The organism is Acinetobacter pittii ATCC 19004 = CIP 70.29 (assembly GCF_000369045.1).
Taxonomy (GTDB): Bacteria; Pseudomonadota; Gammaproteobacteria; order Pseudomonadales; family Moraxellaceae; genus Acinetobacter; species Acinetobacter pittii.
Map to the genome: position 1 here is coordinate 1,240,803 of NZ_KB849786.1, position 16,291 is coordinate 1,257,093.

A 16,291-nucleotide genomic window follows, 5' to 3' on the forward strand; every position below is an offset into this window, starting at 1 on the left:
TTTAAGGAACAATTACAAAATCAGGATTTGCTATTGCAAAAACAGCTTCACGGTCTGCAACTGGTGGATAAATCCAGACAGTATTAATTTCCTGTTTAATTTTTTTCGCTTCTTCACGCACAAATTGAACTTGTCGATCCCAACCTTCGGTATAAAGTGCACCCCAAGGACCTAAGTCAACACAAGTTACATATTTTGGTTGGCTGTATGGATGAAGGGGTAAATCAACTAATTCTGCCGCAGCATTGTAACCCGCTACACGGCCTAGGCTCATGGCGTGCTGACACGACATCACGTTAAAATTCCCTAAATCATCAGTTGGAACTTTTACAGTATCGCCAGTCACAAAAATATTTTTTGCTTCAGGTGCATGTAAATAGGCATCCCCTAAAATACGGCCTAAATTATCTTTTTCACCAGTAACTTGAGAGGTGAGTGGGTTGGCTCGCATACCGGCAGTCCAGATCACGGTTTCTGATTCAATTTTTTCGCCATTAGAAAGTGTTACCCCTGATGCATCTAGTGCTGTAACTCGTAGCCCAGCTTTACCTTCCACACCAAGCTCGCTAAGAGCTTCTCGAATAACGGTAGCAGCTTGGTCACCCATCGCCGCGCCAATTTCTGTTGAGGAATCAACTAAAACTACACGGACATCAGTTGCACCTAAAATGCTACGCAGACGTTCAGGCATTTCGGTAACAGTTTCTAACCCGGTAAGACCACCACCTGCAACGACCACCGTATTACGCGCTGCATTTGCAGGTTTATTTGCTAAGTTTTTAAGGTGCTGATCTAGTTTTTCTGCATCTTCTAGGGTGCTTACACTAAATCCATATTCGGTAAGGCCTGGTATAGGTGGCATAAAAGTCGTACTACCGGTTGCCAGAATAAAACGATCATAGCTTAAGGTTTGATTGTTGCCATCAGTGGTTGAAACTTCGATGGTCTGTTGGTCGACATCAATTTTATTTACCCAACCTGCCAGAAATTTAACTCCCACCACACTTAATAACTCTGAAATATCAGGGTTCATGTTTTCAAGCACAGCTTCATAAAGACGAGGACGGATCCCAACATTCGGGCTAGGGGAAACCATCACCACTTCAATGTTTTGTTCTTGCGAAGCTAAGTGAATTGCTCTTTGTGCAGCAAGTGCAGCCCATAAACCAGCAAAGCCAGAACCTGCAATAATAATACGCTTACTCATTTGATTATCCTTTTGATAGATTTTCGGACAGCACATTCCTGCTCATCACAAAATTTAAGGTGAGAGAATCCTTTCTCTGATTGTCCGAAAAATCTGAGAAGGCGTTTAAAACGATTAGGGGGTGTTATTGCTCTAGGGTTTGAGACCCTTTCAGTTCATTAGTCGGGAGTATCCCGCGATATTTTACTTTTCCGCATTTTTGCTGTTCTTCCTTCAATGCGTTCATTGATCCAACCATTTACATCACTAAAAAATACGTCGGGGGCATAACGGCCAAAACGGTCTGCAATATCGCCAAGTGTATGAGCACCTAAAGCGTCTCGCATAGCTTTTTCGGCTTGTAGCATGACAGCATGTACTGCACATACACCACTGGTTGCCCAATCTGGCGGGGCATTGTTAAAGACTGCACATTTACCACGCACTTCTTGGCACTCAAAAAGCGGTTTTTCACCTTCAATTGCATTCACGATATCTAAAAAACTGATTTCGTGAGCAGATCGGGCGAGTAAATATCCACCACGAACACCTTCTTGAGCAATAACGAGACCTGCCTTTTCAAGTTTAGGAAAAATCTTGGCCATAAAACTCGGAGAGACTCCTTGTAATTCGGCAAGATCCTTACTACTTAAAGGTTTATCTTCATTGTTCACAAGAAAAAGAAGACAGTGAATCGCATACTCGACGCTACTAGTGATATAAGCCATTTAATTTCATAATTGATCAACTACAAACACAGACTAATGTAGTCTGTGTTTTAAGTCAACAATAAAACTAGGATAAAGTTAGTCCTAGTTTAAAGAGGGTTATTTAAAAGTGTTAACTATGAATGTATCTTATTGAATAATTTAAATTTTATTAAATAAACAGATTTTAATAATTTATAAAAAATATTTTATTAAGTTCTCTGAATCGTAAGAATGTCTAACAGGTGTTTAATCAAATAGTTCACCACTTATAAGTAAGATAGATGAAACGGAATAGGCATTTATCATTTATTTATAGAGTTATTTAAATTATATTTACGTAGATTGTTTTACTTAAAATATTAAATAGATTTATCTGAATAAAAATATTTTTTTATATAGCATGATGAATGAATAAGAGAGTTGTTTTGAAAACTGAATTTATTATTAGATGTATTTATGCACTTTGCCTTATCGGTGCAGGGTTCAACCATTTACAAACAGTTTTGATGCATGGTTTGTTTTGGGACTATAACAATGCGCCTTTATTTACTTGTATTTATTGGACATCTTTAACGTTTATTGATCCACTTGCAGCAATTCTTCTATTTTATAGACCTCGTATCGGCTTAATTCTAACTTTTCTTATTATATTTAGTGATGTCATTCACAACACTTGGATTACATTAAAGGTAGGGCGAGACTTGCTCAACTATATGTATATTTCCCAATTTTTATTTCTGGTTTTTGTTGTGTGCACAATTAAGTTTCCTTGGAAGGCACATAAGACAAGTTAAAATATTAAGATTGGAGAGCAAAAGCATTCTTTTACTCTCCAAATAATTTCTTCAAACTTACGAACGCCACCAATAATTTTCGACATTTGGTTCATTAAGATTCAAGAGTTCACCCATTTGCGGTGTGCTAATGGCTAAATTATTTTCATGAGCTAAACCGACAATACGTTCAAACGGGTCATCCCAAGCATGAAGCGCCAAGTCAAAAGTACCGTTGTGTACAGGCAACAAATGGCGTCCTTTTAAGTCGATATGCGCTTGTAACGTTTGCTCTGGCTGCATGTGGACATCAGGCCATTCAGGGTCGTAAGCACCAGTTTCTAACATGGTCAGATCAAATGGGCCATAACGATGTCCAATCTCTTTAAACCCATCGAAATATCCCGTATCTCCACTAAAAAATACACGTAAGTCATTATCAATAATCACCCACGATGCCCAAAGTGTCGCATTGCTATCGCCCATACCACGGCCTGAAAAATGATGGGCAGGGGTAGCCACCAATTTTAGTCCATCTACCTGTGTGGTATCCCACCAATCAAGTTGTTGAACTTTTTCTGCTGGAATTCCCCATTTAATGAGTGTGTCACCCACACCAAGCGGAGTTAAGAAATGCTCAACTTTATCGTTAAGCTGTATTACTGCATGGTAGTCGAGATGGTCGTAGTGGTTATGCGACAAAATCACGCCTTTAATGGGTGGTAATTCGGCAATGTTAATTGGGGGCTGATGGAAACGTTTTGGTCCAAGCCATTGAAAAGGTGATGCACGCTCTGAAAAAACTGGGTCGGTTAACCAAAATTCATTTTGCAGTTTTAGTAAGATAGTTGAGTGGCCCAAGCGAAATAGAGAGCGATCGGGTGCACTTAATAACTGCTCTTTCGACAAACTTAAAATAGGAATTTCTTTGTTTGGAACGGTGTCTTTTGGTTTGTTAAATAAAAACTTCCACATGAGCTGAAGTGTTTTGCCAAAAGAAGGCTTGTGTTGATTGGGACGCGTATTTCTAAATTTGCCATTGTGCTGTTGAGATGGCATTAAGGGAGAAGGCAAGTCTGTTGTGTTTGAAATAGTCATCTTGTTTTTCCTTATTGGAACAAACCTATATGTGCAAATAAGAACTTGGGCTAAGTGCTTATTTTGATTTATTTAAATGAGTATTTGCTCACTCATTAATTGGTTTAAAAATAAGGACGCCGCGCATCCTTAACTTTTATCTAAATTGAAACTGCATGCCAAAACGCTTCAAAACCAGATTTACGATAAAGCTCGGCCTGAGAAGGGTCTTGGGCAATAAAATTAAGTGTAACTTCTGCAAGCGCACCTAAAATTGAAGCAATAAATAACGGTGGATAGTCTCTTAATTTTCCATCATTAATACATTCTTGAATGTTTTGGGTGAGATCACAAAAGGTTTGCATGCCAATTTGTTTGCTTTGCTCAGTAATTTGTTCCGAGGTCGAAAGCTGCGCCATTACTTTACGTTTAAGAGGGGCTTCTAGACTCCAGTCCAAATAACTTTGCCAGATATGTGACATTTGTATTTGCAGGTCAGCGTTAGTGGGGTAACTAAGCATCATCACCTGACGTAACTCAGCCTTTAGCGAAAGATATAACTGGTTAAGCAGCTCTTCTTTATTACTAAAATAGGTAAATAAAGTACCTTCTGCCACGCCAGCAACTTTGGCAATTTTTGAGGTAGACGCACGTTCGCCAAGCTCTGCTAATGTTTCAATAGCAGCACTTAAAATTGCATTACGTTTATCTTCACTACGAGGACGAGCCATATACAAAAATATTAATTGAGTGATTACTCAATCATACATAAAAATATGAGCAGTGCAAGCGAAATAGAATTTTACTGTCATAAATTTAATATTTTATAAATTATTCATAAGCTGCAATATTTGGCTCTTACACCATACGATTTGGTGTTCATGGGCCTTTTGCTGATCCCAATATAAATTCATCTGATATCCAACAATATCTATCGGTAGTGGATGCACCTTAATTTGAGGGTAAGTATCTTTAAAATGAGCAATTTGACATTGAGGAATCGTGAGTAAATGGTCTATTTGTGTAATTAATCGGATTGCCGTTTCATATTGTTGGCAGCGGAAACTAATCGATCTTTTGATACCTTGTTTAGATAAGAAAAAATCTTCAAAAACACGACCTGTAGGACGAGAGGACACTGTAATGTGTTTAGCTTCTAAATAAATTTCTTTGGTTAGGTTTGTTTTGGATAATAAAGGATGCTGCTTACGACTTATTACTACAAATTGATCTTTAGTAAGGCATTCATAACCAATGCTATCTTCAACCGAATGTTGAACATCAATCGCAAAATCGATTTTCCCCGTAGAAAGCTCATGTCTTAAGTTTTTACGATCAATGCGTACGCTATTTAACTGTAAATTAGGATTAAATTGAGTTAAGTGCTGAATAATAGAGGGTAAAAAAATTCCTTCATACTCATCATTCATAGCAATTGTGAGATGCTTTAAATCTCGTGCTGGCACAAAGTCATGCGTGCTTTGAATTGCTTGATGCATAAGTTGTAATGACTGTTCAATTTTAGGCCATAAACGTTTGGCTAAAGGTGATGGAACAACACCGTGTCCATCTCGAATAAATAATGGGTCATTAAAATGATCACGTAAACGTGCCAAAGCATGGCTAACAGCAGGTTGACTTAGAAAAAGTTGTTCACTGGCCCGTGTTAGATTTTTTTCTTTATAAATTGCCACAAATACACGAAATAAATTCAGGTCAATACGAGCAAGAGAGGCAATATTATTATTCATTTCATTCATAGTTTGTTATTCAAACAATTCATTTTATTCATTGTAACAAGTTAGATATGGTCAGGAAATAGCATAAGAAATAGAGTGATTAATACTGTGAATTTTGAATGTAGCGCTTGTGGTAACCAAATTTAGAAGCGTTGATTACAACTAATTTTTATAAAACCTATGAACATAAGGAAATGATATGGTAACACATTTATTTGATTTGACTGGAAAAATAGCCTTAGTTACAGGTGCAAGCCGTGGTATTGGTGAGGAAATTGCCAAACTTTTAGCAGAACAAGGTGCACATGTAATTGTATCTAGTCGCAAGATTGAAGATTGCCAACGCGTTGCTAATGAAATTATTGCAGCAAACGGTAAAGCGGAGGCAGCCGCTTGTCATGTGGGTAAACTCGAAGATATTGCAGCAATTTTTGAATATATTCGTAAAGAACACGGTCGTTTAGATATTTTAGTCAATAATGCGGCCGCCAACCCTTATTTTGGTCATATTCTAGATACAGATATTGGGGCCTATAACAAAACGGTTGAAGTCAATATTCGTGGATATTTCTTCATGTCTATTGAAGCGGGTAAATTAATGAAAGAACAGGGTAGCGGTGCAATTGTTAATACCGCATCTGTAAATGCCCTACAACCCGGAGACCGACAAGGTATTTATTCTATTACCAAAGCTGCGGTGGTGAATATGACCAAAGCCTTTGCAAAAGAATGTGGACCATTGGGCATTCGAGTGAATGCTTTATTACCGGGTCTTACCAAGACCAAATTTGCTTCGGCACTATTTGAAAATGAAGATATTTATAAAAGCTGGATGGACACAATTCCATTACGCCGTCATGCAGAACCACGTGAAATGGCTGGAACTGTACTTTATTTAGTGTCAGATGCTGCGAGTTACACCAATGGTGAATGTATTGTGGTTGATGGCGGTTTAACTATTTAGGGAGGAATAGCAATGTACGAACATTATTCAGGTCAAGTGGTCTTAATCACAGGTGCGGCGAGTGGATTTGGTGCATTGCTGGCAGAGCAACTGGCAAAGTATGGTGCAAAATTAGTGTTGGGTGACTTGAATATTGAAGGGTTAAATACTGTAGTTGAACCGCTACGCCAAGCAGGAGTAGAGGTGGTTGCGCAAGTGTGTGATGTCAGCTGTGAAGCAGATGTACAGGCTTTGGTGCAAAGTGCAGTTATTCAGTTTGGTAGAATCGATGTCGGGATCAATAATGCAGGTATGAGTCCGCCTATGAAAAGCTTTATTGATACCGATGAAGCAGATTTGGATTTGAGTTTTGCCGTCAATGCCAAAGGTGTGTTCTTTGGAATGAAGCATCAAATTCGTCAGATGTTGCAACAAGGTGGGGGCATTATTCTGAATGTTGCTTCTGTTGCAGGTTTAGGCGCTGCTCCCAAATTGGCTGCCTATGCTGCGGCAAAGCATGCTGTGGTGGGATTAACCAAAACAGCAGCGGTTGAATATGCAAATAAAGGCATTCGAGTTAATGCAATTTGTCCATTTTATACAACCACCCCGATGGTGGTCGACAGTGAACTCAAAGAGAAACAAGACTTTTTAGCGCAGGCCTCGCCAATGAAGCGTCTTGGCCATCCAAGTGAAGTGGTGGCAATGATGCTGATGATGTGTGCCAAAGAAAACTCATATCTCACAGGTCAAGCCATTGCAATTGATGGCGGTGTGACAGCTTATTAAAACATTTATTAAATACATCTTATTCATATATTTAGGAAAAAATCATGACAATTAATTTAAGCAATCGAGTGGCTATTGTTACAGGTGCAGGCGCAGGTCTAGGGCGGGAACATGCATTGTTACTGGCTCGTTTGGGTGCAAAAGTGGTCGTGAATGATCTTGGTAGCGATGTGAACGGAAAAGGTGGCTCAACCATGGCGGCCCAAAAAGTCGTGGATGAAATTATTGCTGCTGGTGGCGAGGCGATGGCAAATGGTGCTTCAGTCACTGATATTGAACAAGTTCAACAGATGGTAGATGAAACAATTGCCCGTTGGGGACGTGTAGATATTTTAATTAATAACGCTGGAATTCTTCGAGATAAAACTTTTAGCAAAATGTCACTAGATGACTTCCGTACCGTGATTGATGTCCACTTAATGGGGGCAGTAAATTGCACTAAAGCGGTATGGGATATTATGCGCGAGCAAAAATATGGTCGTATTGTTATGACGACTTCATCCTCTGGTCTATATGGCAACTTTGGGCAGTCCAACTACAGTGCTGCAAAAATGGCATTAGTTGGACTCATGCAGACACTGGCTTTAGAGGGTGAAAAATCTAATGTTCGGGTGAATTGTTTAGCACCAACAGCTGCAACGCGTATGCTTGAAGGATTATTACCCGAAGAAGCCCTTAAAGCACTTGCTCCAAGTGCGGTCAGTCCTGCAATCGCGACTTTGGTTAGCGAAGATGCACCTACCCGTATGATTCTTTGTGCGGGCGCAGGTAGTTTTGAAGCTGCCCACATTACCCTTACGCAAGGAATTTATTTAGGTACGGATGAACAGGTTCCGCATGTTTTAGCACAACGTTTAGCTGATGTTTCAGACCGAACAGATGAGTTTGTTCCTGTCAGAGGAGGCGCTCAGGGCGAGCTTGAGCTGAAAAAGGCTTCATTAATGGCAGGAGAGTAATTTTGACAAAAAATACATTAAGCATCGACCAACTGGTTGAGTTGCAAGGCCAAGCATTAGGTAGCTCGCAATGGATGACCATTGATCAAAGCATGATTAATACCTTTGCGGATGTCACACAAGATCATCAATTTATTCATGTGGATGAAGAAGCTGCTCGTCAGACACCTTTTGGGGGCACGATTGCCCACGGTTTTTTAACACTCTCTTTACTTTCAGCGATGGCCGCTCAGGTCTTGCCGACTGTACAGGGGCAGAAATCTGGCGTGAATTATGGCATCAATAATTTGCGTTTTATGAGTCCTGTACATAGCGGTAAGCGGGTGCGTGGAAATTTTCACTTAAAAAATATTTCCCAAAAAAATAAGGGAAGTTATCAGTTGATCATGGAAGTCACGATTGAAATCGAAGATCAGGCAAAACCGGCACTTGTGGCCGAGTGGCTTACACTTGTAAATGTATAGGAATAAACCATGAGCAATGAATTAATTCTCTCTCGCCGTGATGTCGATTTTTTGCTATTCGATTGGCTAAAAGTCGAAGAACTCAGCCAACGCAATTCTTTTGCAGGACAGGACCGTTTTGAATATACGTCTGTTTTAAACGTTTACGAGGCTTTGGCAACCGATTTATTTGCTCCTCATAATAAAAAAAATGACAGTAACGAACCTGTTTTTGATGGTGAACGTGTAACTGTCAATCCTGAAGTCGGGGTAGCGCTAAAGGCCTTTGCGGATGCAGGTTTGATGAGTGCAGCGTTTCCGTCAGATTGGAATGGAATGAACTTACCCAATACCATTGAGCGTGCAGGTATGGCATATCTACTTGGTGCCAATTCGGGAACAGCGGGTTACGCCTTTTTAACCATTGGTAATGCAAATTTATTAATGGCTCATGGTGAACCTGAAAAAGTTAAACCCTATGTCAACGCTATGATAGAAGGCAAATGTTTCGGAACGATGTGCTTATCGGAGCCGCAAGCAGGTTCAAGTCTGGCTGATATTCGTACACGTGCGATTAAAACAAAAGATGGTCGTTATCGTTTGTTTGGAAACAAAATGTGGATTTCAGGTGGCGAGCACGATATCTCTGACAATATTGTTCATTTGGTTTTGGCAAAAATTCCAGATGAAAATGGACAATTACCAGCAGGTGTGCAAGGTATTTCTTTGTTTACTGTACCGCGCAAATTACTCGATGAAAATGGACAGCCAAGTGAACGTAATGATGTGGCATTAGCTGGAATTAACCACAAAATGGGTTATCGGGGAACTGTGAATTGTGTGCTGAATTTTGGGGAAGGTCGTTTCACACCCGAAGGAGAAGCAGGCGCAATTGGTGAGCTAGTCGGCGAAGCTGGTAAAGGACTGGCCTATATGTTCCATATGATGAATGAAGCCCGAATTTCGGTTGGACTTGGGGCAGCAGCATTGGGATATACTGGTTATCTTCATGCTTTAGATTATGCAAAAACTCGAGTACAAGGTCGCTCTCGTAGTGAACGCAATCCAAGTTCTCCACAAATTCCGCTCATTCAACATGCGGATGTTCGCCGTATGCTCTTGGCGCAAAAAGCATATGTCTCAGGTGCGTTGGCACTGTGCCTATATGCAGCCCGATTAACCGATGATATCCACTCGCTTGAAGATGCCGAGCAACGCGATCAAGCACATCAATTACTTGATCTATTAACACCAGTAGTGAAAAGCTGGTCTTCTGAATGGGGGCTTGTGGCAAATGATTTAGCCATTCAAGTTCATGGCGGCTACGGTTATACCCGTGAATATAATGTTGAACAGTTTTATCGGGACAATCGACTCAACCCGATTCATGAAGGAACATTTGGCATTCAAGCGCTCGATTTATTAGGACGAAAAACTCGTCTTAATCAGGGACTGTCGATGAAGCTATTACATGAAAAAATCATGAATACGATTGAACAAGCCAACGCAGAGCCTTCTTTAAAAGATCATGCAGATCAATTAGACCAAAAGTGGCAACTCATCCGAAATGTAACAGAGAAATTGCATGCATTAACCGATGTAGAACTTCAACTGGCAAATGCCGCCAATTATCTAGAAGCTTTTGGACATCTTGTGGTGGGATGGTTATGGCTTGATCAAGCTGTAGTCATTCATAAACTCATGCCGGACTCAACAGACCCTGATTTTCTGCGTGGGAAGCTTGCAGCGTGTGATTATTTCTTTGGTTGGGAAATGCCGAAAATTATAAGTTGGTTAGTGGTACTTGATCCGGTAGAGGCCACTCCACTCAATATGTCAGAAGAATGGTTCTAATAAGAACCATTCCTTAACCGCGCTGTTTAACAGAAAAGGAGAACAACCCGATTTTATAGAAAATGCCTAATAAGAATCACTATGTAAAACAAACATCAGGCGTTCAGTAAAGAGCGCCCTAATAAGTAAAAATAAAAATCTAGGACGGATTAAAAGATGAAAAAGAAAACATTAGTCATGGTTATGGCTTCATTTTGTACGAGCCCACTCTATGCAGCAGCATTTGATCGAACAGGACAATCAATTTCTGCATTTCTACAACCTGGTAATTATTTTGAGGCAAGTTTATCTGTTTCAGACACTTCATTAGAAGGACAAGAAGCAGGTACAAACCCAACCCGTAATAGTATTTCTGATATTGCAAACTCTGATTATCGTCCCAGTGCAGCTTTGAAATTACAGTTAGCACCTCAGTTTTCATTTGGTTTTCTTTACGATCAGCCCTTTACTTCCGATTCTGAATATTATGGAAATAACAGCTTTGTTGCTAAGCCGAGTGATACGATTTTAATACCGGGTATTGATTCAGCAACACTTGCCCAAAAGACCGGTGGAGAAGTCGTAACAGGGAACACCAAATCGAATTTTGTTATGCAAAATTTTAGTCTGATTTTTGGTTATCAACCGGATAAAAACTGGAATTTTTATGCAGGCCCTGTTTATCAGACGTTTAAGAGTAACGTCAATTTAAGAGGTCAAGTTTTCAGTTTATATAATGGCTATGACTTTAATGCCAAAGAAGTTGGAGATTGGGGATGGCTGGCAGGATTTGGTTATCAAATTCCCGAAAAAGCCATTAAAGCCTCATTGACCTATCGTTCAGAAATTATGCATGAAGTGACTGCCAATGAAAATGCGCCACTGGTTGATATGTTAAGTACGCAGCAAGGCCGTGATTTTCTTGATCAGCATTTAGCGTATATGGTTTCTATAGGACAACTCACTGAATCGCGGAGGGAGGCACTCAATCGTATTGTTGCGGGCTTACCCGAAGCAGGCACATCAGGATCAACTAAGTTTAGAGCGCCAGAGTCAGTGAATTTGGAATTTCAGACCGGATTACGCAAAGGTACTTTATTGTTCGGTAACGTGCGTTGGGTTCACTGGAATGATTTTGAGTTTAAACCCTATCGTTTTGGTGAAATCTCAGAAGTTGTTGGGGTTCTATCAACGCCAAGTCGTCCAAACGGTTTTAATCTGGTTCGTTATTATGATGATCAATGGTCTGCCAATCTTGGAATTGGACAACGCCTAAGCGATAAATGGTCGGGTTCAGTTTCTGTAGGTTGGGACTCGGGAGCAGGTGAGCGCGTATCCACAGGCGGACCAGCTAAAGGTTATTACAGTGTTGGGCTTGGTGCGCAATATAGTCCAACTTCAAAATACTTTATTTCAGGTGGAATGAAGTACCTATGGCTTGGTGACGCCAAAGGTCAGCTTGGTGCTCAGGCAGGCAGTGAATATTATGTGGGTGAATATAAAAATAACTATTCAATCGGTTACGGTTTGAAAATTGGTTATAAATTTTAATTCAACTATTTGATGGATCGCTTAGTTATATAAACAGTTTATTTCTGCACGAGAGTAAGCAGATTAAGAGATTAAAGAAAATATAAAAAGTGGAGTAGGAATAGTTCCATTTCTCCCTCTCATAAAAGGACAATAAGATGACAAAACAGATCTGGTTAGACGAATATAAGCAATGGAATATAGAAAGTACGATTACATTGCCGGATGAACAAACTTCACTTCTCGATTTTTGGGACAACAGTTTTAATAAGTTCCAGCAAAGAAAGGCTTTTATATTTGCAGATCAATCTTTTTCTTATGCTGAAATCGATTTATATAGTCGACAAGTAGCAACTTTCTTGCAAAGTTTAGGGCTAGAAAAAGGGACACGTATTGCCGTAATGATGCCCAATATTATTCAATACCCGATTATTTCACTTGCCGTCATTCGTGCAGGTTACATTCTGGTCAATATTAACCCCCTCTATACAGCACGCGAGTTAAAGCATCAATTAAATGATGCAGGTGCAAAAGTCTTATTTATATTAGAGCAATTTTTACCTGTTTATGATGCTGTCAAAGAGCAAGTGTCGATTGAGCAGATTATTACGACCACCATGACTGAAATGTTGGTCGAGCAACCTACTGAATTAGACACCTTAGATTCTAAAAAATACGTTTTTAAGCAAATCTTATTGAAGGCAAATGCCCAAGACTATATACGTCCTAAGCTTGTTCTTGAGGATACTGTGCTTTTGCAATATACGGGCGGAACAACAGGTGTATCCAAGGGCGCAGAATTAACCCATAAAAATATTGTCGCCAACTTATTACAAAATAATGTGGTTTTTAAAAGCTACTTTGGTGACCGAGATGCTTTCGAAGATGAAATAGCGATCTGTGCCTTACCGCTTTATCATATTTTTGGTTTTACTGTCTGTTTATTGCACAGTGCAATGAATAAAGGTTATGCCACTGTTTTGGTTCCAAACCCGCGTGATTTAGACGCTCTCGTACATTGTTTTGAAAAATATCGTCCTACGGTTTTTCCTGCTGTAAATACTTTATTTAATGCGCTGATTAATCATGAAGGCTTTAATAAATTGGACCATAGCCGTTTAGAAATTACTACAGGCGGCGGTATGGCAATTTTGAAACCTACTGCCGATGGATGGGAAAAACTGACAGGACGTATTATCCGTGAAGGGTATGGCTTATCAGAAACATCGCCTGTGGCGACCTTTAACCCGCCAATCTCTAATACTTTTAGTGGCACGATCGGTATTCCTGTACCGAGCACGGATATTGCAATTTTGGATGATGAAGGTCATCAATTAGCACCCGGTGAAACTGGAGAAATTGCAATTCGTGGCCCGCAGGTCATGAAAGGTTATTGGAATTTACCCGAAGAAACGAAAGCAGTCATGACTGCTGATGGTTTCTTTAGAACGGGTGATATTGGCTTTATGAATGAAAAAGGCTATACCAAAATTATTGACCGTAAAAAAGACATGATTTTAGTTTCAGGTTTTAATGTTTTTCCGAACGAAATTGAAGAAGTTTTAGCCCAACATCCAAAAATTTTGGAAGTCGCCGTGGTTGGGATTGCAGATGAAAAATCGGGTGAAGTGCCTAAAGCCTTTATTGTCAAAAAGGATGACTCTTTATCGGTTGAAGAAATTCAAATCTATGCAAAAGAAAACCTGACTGGCTACAAACAACCACGCTATATTCAATTTATAAATGAATTACCCAAGTCGAACGTGGGTAAAATTTTAAGAAAAGAACTAAAGGTTTAATAAGAACTTTTAATTAAAAACATAAGCGTATGGGAATAGAAGGTCCATAAATAAATGAAAAAAGGAATGAGATTATGGGTTCAGGATTAATTACCGTATTTTTACCAATTGCACTCGCAATTATTATGGCTGGTTTGGGCCTAGAGTTGACCATAAATGACTTTAAACGCGTGCGACAACACCCAAAAGCCGTGTTTATCGCATTATTTTGCCAACTGGTTATTTTAGTCGGTATTGCATTTATTATTTGTAAGGTTCTTGCTTTACCACCCATGCTTGCTGTTGGATTAATGCTCCTTTCTGCGTCACCGGGCGGGCCAACTGCTAATTTATTTAGTTATCTCTATAAAGGTGATATCGCTTTAAATATTACTTTAACGGCTATAAATTCAGTCATTGCTGCCTTTACACTTCCATTAATTGTGAATTTTGCAATACAACACTTTATGGAAAATGGGCAAAATGTAGGATTGCAATTCTCTAAAATCATACAGGTTTTTCTCATTATTTTAGTGCCCGTTGGGATCGGGATGTTAGTCCGTCATTTTGCACCGCATACGGCCGAAAAACTCAATAAACCTGTGCGTATCTTTGCTATCCTTTTTCTCGTATCGATCATCATATTAGCAATTGCACGAGATTACCAAAATCTGATGACGTATATTGGACAAATTGGATTGGCAACTTTGCTGTTTTGCGTATGTAGTTTAATGGTTGGCTATTTTGTTCCAAGATTATTGGGTGTAAATAGCTTTCAGGCAAAAGCTTGCGCGTTTGAAATTGGAATTCATAACAGTACCTTAGCCATGACCATTGCTTTTACAGTAATGGCAAGCAGTATGGCCGCTATGCCAGCAGCAGTTTATTCATTATTTATGTACATTGTTGCTGCAATCTTTGGCACATTGTTAAATCGTCTAGAAAAGAAAGAGATCACACAAATATCAACTAAAACATATTCAAAGAATCTTCAGTAATATCTGGCAGATAAAGGTATTTAACTACCACCAAACGTTTATAGTTTGAATTAAAAGAGGAGGCTAATACCTCCTTTTTTAGTCTCAAAATTTAAAATATTTATGGCCGAGCAAGCGCAGTTACAATAAAAAAAGCGTTAGAGTGCTGTTATAAAAGCAAATTGTTAAGCCAATATTTAAGGTTTTTCTTAATTATGTAATTAAATGAAAAACAATAATTTAATTAAATAATTTCTAGCCAATTTCACATTGACAGCTCAAATATTGAAGATTACCATTTGCGGGCTGGCCTACATTGCCAGTCGGTTTTGACGGACCGTTTTGTTTGGACTACATCAGGATTATTTCTTCTGAGGAATAGTTTTGCATGTATCTCTCGTCTCCCTCTCGTAGCGGTAGGACGGGAGTGGGACACTTTCGAGTGTGCTGGAGTCCAAACCAGTCCGTCAACCCTCTTCCGTTCTGCCACCATAATTTATAATGCTTTGGCAGAACTCCCACAAGAAGGAGTTGGCTATGCACATTCATAAATTATTGGCAGTCACTGTCAAAAACTATCTCGACACAACTTAAAATTTTAAAGCAGTTTGATGAGCTATAGGCTTTTCAGGCTTTAAATCATTACGTCTAAAACTTAGCAACAATAAAACTTGAGATGTGCCAAGCACAGTCTTTACGGCTTTGCTGTGCCTTTTTTTCTCCCAGAAAAGGCACAGGCTTTTTAATCTCTTTTAGCAACAACAAGAATTTATAACGGTAAAACGATGCCAACTTTAGAAAGATCTTCCAAAAAATTACAGGTTCTTCATACAGCAATTGAGCTGTTCAATCTCTATGGATTTCACAATGCGGGTGTGGACTTAATCGTCAAAAAATCCAAAATTCCTAAAGCCACTTTTTATAATTACTTTCACTCAAAACAGCGACTTATTGAAATGTGCATATCTTTTCAAAAAAGCAAACTTAAAGAAGAAGTGCTGGCAATTATTTACTCAAGCCGTTACCGAACCTCAAGCGATAAACTCAAAGAGATTATTGTTTTACATGTTAATTTTAATAGCCTGTACTATCTATTACTTAAAGCCATTTTTGAGACTAAACAGATTTACCCGCAGGCCTACCGTATAGCGCTTGAATATAGAAAATGGCTGCTTAAAGAACTTTTTGATTTGGTTTTTAGTTTGGACACCCATGCGTTAAAACCAAGTGCCGACATGGTTTTAAACTTAATTGATGGCTTGATGTTCCAGATTTTAAGCTCAAAAAGTTTGGAAGAGAGGGATGTGGTGGTGGAGAGGTTTTTTTCTTTTTAGATAAAATTAAATAAAATAAGAAAGGGATTTAACAAGATTGCTTATACCCTCTCATCACTACTATTAAAAGGAGTCTTTTTATTCAGAATACGTTTAAATTTTTTTAATTTGCTATTTTTGGTGCATAAAAAAAATATTGCACTATTAATGGGCAATTATATTTTATTTGAGAGATTAAAATTAATAGATCGAATGTGAGTTAATAATTTAAATAAAAATTATT

Annotated in this window: 15 protein-coding genes; 10 read left to right on the forward strand and 5 right to left on the reverse strand. The window is 39.0% G+C overall.

What is annotated here, in order from left to right; genetic code table 11:
- Nucleotide 1: 1 nt before the first annotated feature.
- Both yjlD and F928_RS10045 read right to left on the reverse strand, forming a co-directional pair.
- Nucleotides 2-1,207, reverse strand: a complete 1,206-nt coding sequence (gene yjlD / locus F928_RS10040; protein WP_005074212.1) for an NAD(P)/FAD-dependent oxidoreductase — start codon at nt 1,205-1,207, stop codon at nt 2-4.
- Between the two features lie 158 nt (nt 1,208-1,365).
- Entirely contained in the window at nt 1,366-1,914 is a 549-nt protein-coding gene (locus tag F928_RS10045) for an RrF2 family transcriptional regulator (RefSeq protein WP_005074213.1), read from the reverse strand.
- Between the two features lie 407 nt (nt 1,915-2,321).
- Between F928_RS10045 and F928_RS10050 the strand changes: the two genes are divergently transcribed.
- On the forward strand, nt 2,322-2,690 hold the full coding sequence (locus tag F928_RS10050) for a hypothetical protein (RefSeq protein ID WP_005074215.1): 369 nt from the start codon (nt 2,322-2,324) through the stop codon (nt 2,688-2,690).
- 57 nt (nt 2,691-2,747) lie between these two features.
- Here the strand turns inward: F928_RS10050 and F928_RS10055 are convergent, their stop codons facing one another.
- The 3 genes from F928_RS10055 to F928_RS10065 form a co-directional block, all read right to left on the reverse strand.
- A complete protein-coding gene (locus tag F928_RS10055; RefSeq protein WP_005074216.1) occupies nt 2,748-3,767 on the reverse strand; it encodes an MBL fold metallo-hydrolase in 1,020 nt (339 codons plus the stop codon).
- Between the two features lie 140 nt (nt 3,768-3,907).
- Nucleotides 3,908-4,477, reverse strand: coding sequence for a TetR/AcrR family transcriptional regulator (gene yhgD / locus F928_RS10060; protein ID WP_005074219.1), 570 nt, complete (start codon nt 4,475-4,477; stop codon nt 3,908-3,910).
- Nucleotides 4,478-4,570: 93 nt separating this feature from the next.
- On the reverse strand, nt 4,571-5,506 hold the full coding sequence (locus F928_RS10065; protein ID WP_005074220.1) for a LysR family transcriptional regulator: 936 nt from the start codon (nt 5,504-5,506) through the stop codon (nt 4,571-4,573).
- Between the two features lie 178 nt (nt 5,507-5,684).
- Between F928_RS10065 and F928_RS10070 the strand changes: the two genes are divergently transcribed.
- The 9 genes from F928_RS10070 to F928_RS10110 all read left to right on the forward strand — a co-directional run bounded on the left by F928_RS10070 (nt 5,685) and on the right by F928_RS10110 (nt 16,068).
- Nucleotides 5,685-6,449 carry an SDR family oxidoreductase gene (locus tag F928_RS10070; protein ID WP_005074222.1) on the forward strand — a complete coding sequence of 255 codons (765 nt, stop codon included), beginning with the start codon at nt 5,685-5,687 and terminating at the stop codon, nt 6,447-6,449.
- A gap of 12 nt (nt 6,450-6,461) precedes the next feature.
- Nucleotides 6,462-7,217 (forward strand): SDR family NAD(P)-dependent oxidoreductase, encoded by a 756-nt coding sequence (locus F928_RS10075; protein ID WP_005074224.1) that lies wholly within the window; start codon nt 6,462-6,464, stop codon nt 7,215-7,217.
- Nucleotides 7,218-7,261: 44 nt separating this feature from the next.
- Nucleotides 7,262-8,173 (forward strand): SDR family NAD(P)-dependent oxidoreductase, encoded by a 912-nt coding sequence (locus tag F928_RS10080; RefSeq protein WP_000154577.1) that lies wholly within the window; start codon nt 7,262-7,264, stop codon nt 8,171-8,173.
- A gap of 2 nt (nt 8,174-8,175) precedes the next feature.
- The gene (nodN, locus tag F928_RS10085; protein WP_005074226.1) at nt 8,176-8,637 is read left to right on the forward strand and encodes a MaoC family dehydratase; all 462 of its coding nucleotides are present in this window, start codon (nt 8,176-8,178) and stop codon (nt 8,635-8,637) included.
- A 9-nt stretch (nt 8,638-8,646) separates the two neighbouring features.
- Entirely contained in the window at nt 8,647-10,470 is a 1,824-nt protein-coding gene (locus tag F928_RS10090; RefSeq protein WP_005074228.1) for an acyl-CoA dehydrogenase, read from the forward strand.
- Between the two features lie 156 nt (nt 10,471-10,626).
- Nucleotides 10,627-12,000 carry an outer membrane protein transport protein gene (gene fadL, locus F928_RS10095; protein ID WP_005074231.1) on the forward strand — a complete coding sequence of 458 codons (1,374 nt, stop codon included), beginning with the start codon at nt 10,627-10,629 and terminating at the stop codon, nt 11,998-12,000.
- A gap of 137 nt (nt 12,001-12,137) precedes the next feature.
- A complete protein-coding gene (locus F928_RS10100; RefSeq protein ID WP_005074234.1) occupies nt 12,138-13,778 on the forward strand; it encodes a long-chain-fatty-acid--CoA ligase in 1,641 nt (546 codons plus the stop codon).
- 74 nt (nt 13,779-13,852) lie between these two features.
- On the forward strand, nt 13,853-14,755 hold the full coding sequence (locus F928_RS10105) for a bile acid:sodium symporter family protein (protein WP_005074235.1): 903 nt from the start codon (nt 13,853-13,855) through the stop codon (nt 14,753-14,755).
- 764 nt (nt 14,756-15,519) lie between these two features.
- Nucleotides 15,520-16,068: a TetR/AcrR family transcriptional regulator gene (locus tag F928_RS10110; RefSeq protein WP_005074237.1), complete on the forward strand. Its 549-nt coding sequence runs from the start codon at nt 15,520-15,522 to the stop codon at nt 16,066-16,068.
- Nucleotides 16,069-16,291: the final 223 nt, after the last annotated feature.

Excerpts from the sequence above, each read along its gene's own strand:
- fadL (WP_005074231.1), top strand. The coding sequence starts at position 10,627 with ATGAAAAAGAAAACATTAGTCATGGTTATGGCTTCATTTTGTACGAGC.
- F928_RS10110 (WP_005074237.1), top strand. The coding sequence starts at position 15,520 with ATGCCAACTTTAGAAAGATCTTCCAAAAAATTACAGGTTCTTCATACA.
- F928_RS10065 (WP_005074220.1), bottom strand. The coding sequence starts at position 5,506 with ATGAATGAAATGAATAATAATATTGCCTCTCTTGCTCGTATTGACCTG.
- yjlD (WP_005074212.1), bottom strand. The coding sequence starts at position 1,207 with ATGAGTAAGCGTATTATTATTGCAGGTTCTGGCTTTGCTGGTTTATGG.
- F928_RS10045 (WP_005074213.1), bottom strand. The coding sequence starts at position 1,914 with ATGGCTTATATCACTAGTAGCGTCGAGTATGCGATTCACTGTCTTCTT.
- yhgD (WP_005074219.1), bottom strand. The coding sequence starts at position 4,477 with ATGGCTCGTCCTCGTAGTGAAGATAAACGTAATGCAATTTTAAGTGCT.
- F928_RS10105 (WP_005074235.1), top strand. The coding sequence starts at position 13,853 with ATGGGTTCAGGATTAATTACCGTATTTTTACCAATTGCACTCGCAATT.
- F928_RS10080 (WP_000154577.1), top strand. The coding sequence starts at position 7,262 with ATGACAATTAATTTAAGCAATCGAGTGGCTATTGTTACAGGTGCAGGC.
- F928_RS10070 (WP_005074222.1), top strand. The coding sequence starts at position 5,685 with ATGGTAACACATTTATTTGATTTGACTGGAAAAATAGCCTTAGTTACA.
- F928_RS10100 (WP_005074234.1), top strand. The coding sequence starts at position 12,138 with ATGACAAAACAGATCTGGTTAGACGAATATAAGCAATGGAATATAGAA.
- F928_RS10090 (WP_005074228.1), top strand. The coding sequence starts at position 8,647 with ATGAGCAATGAATTAATTCTCTCTCGCCGTGATGTCGATTTTTTGCTA.
- F928_RS10075 (WP_005074224.1), top strand. The coding sequence starts at position 6,462 with ATGTACGAACATTATTCAGGTCAAGTGGTCTTAATCACAGGTGCGGCG.
- F928_RS10055 (WP_005074216.1), bottom strand. The coding sequence starts at position 3,767 with ATGACTATTTCAAACACAACAGACTTGCCTTCTCCCTTAATGCCATCT.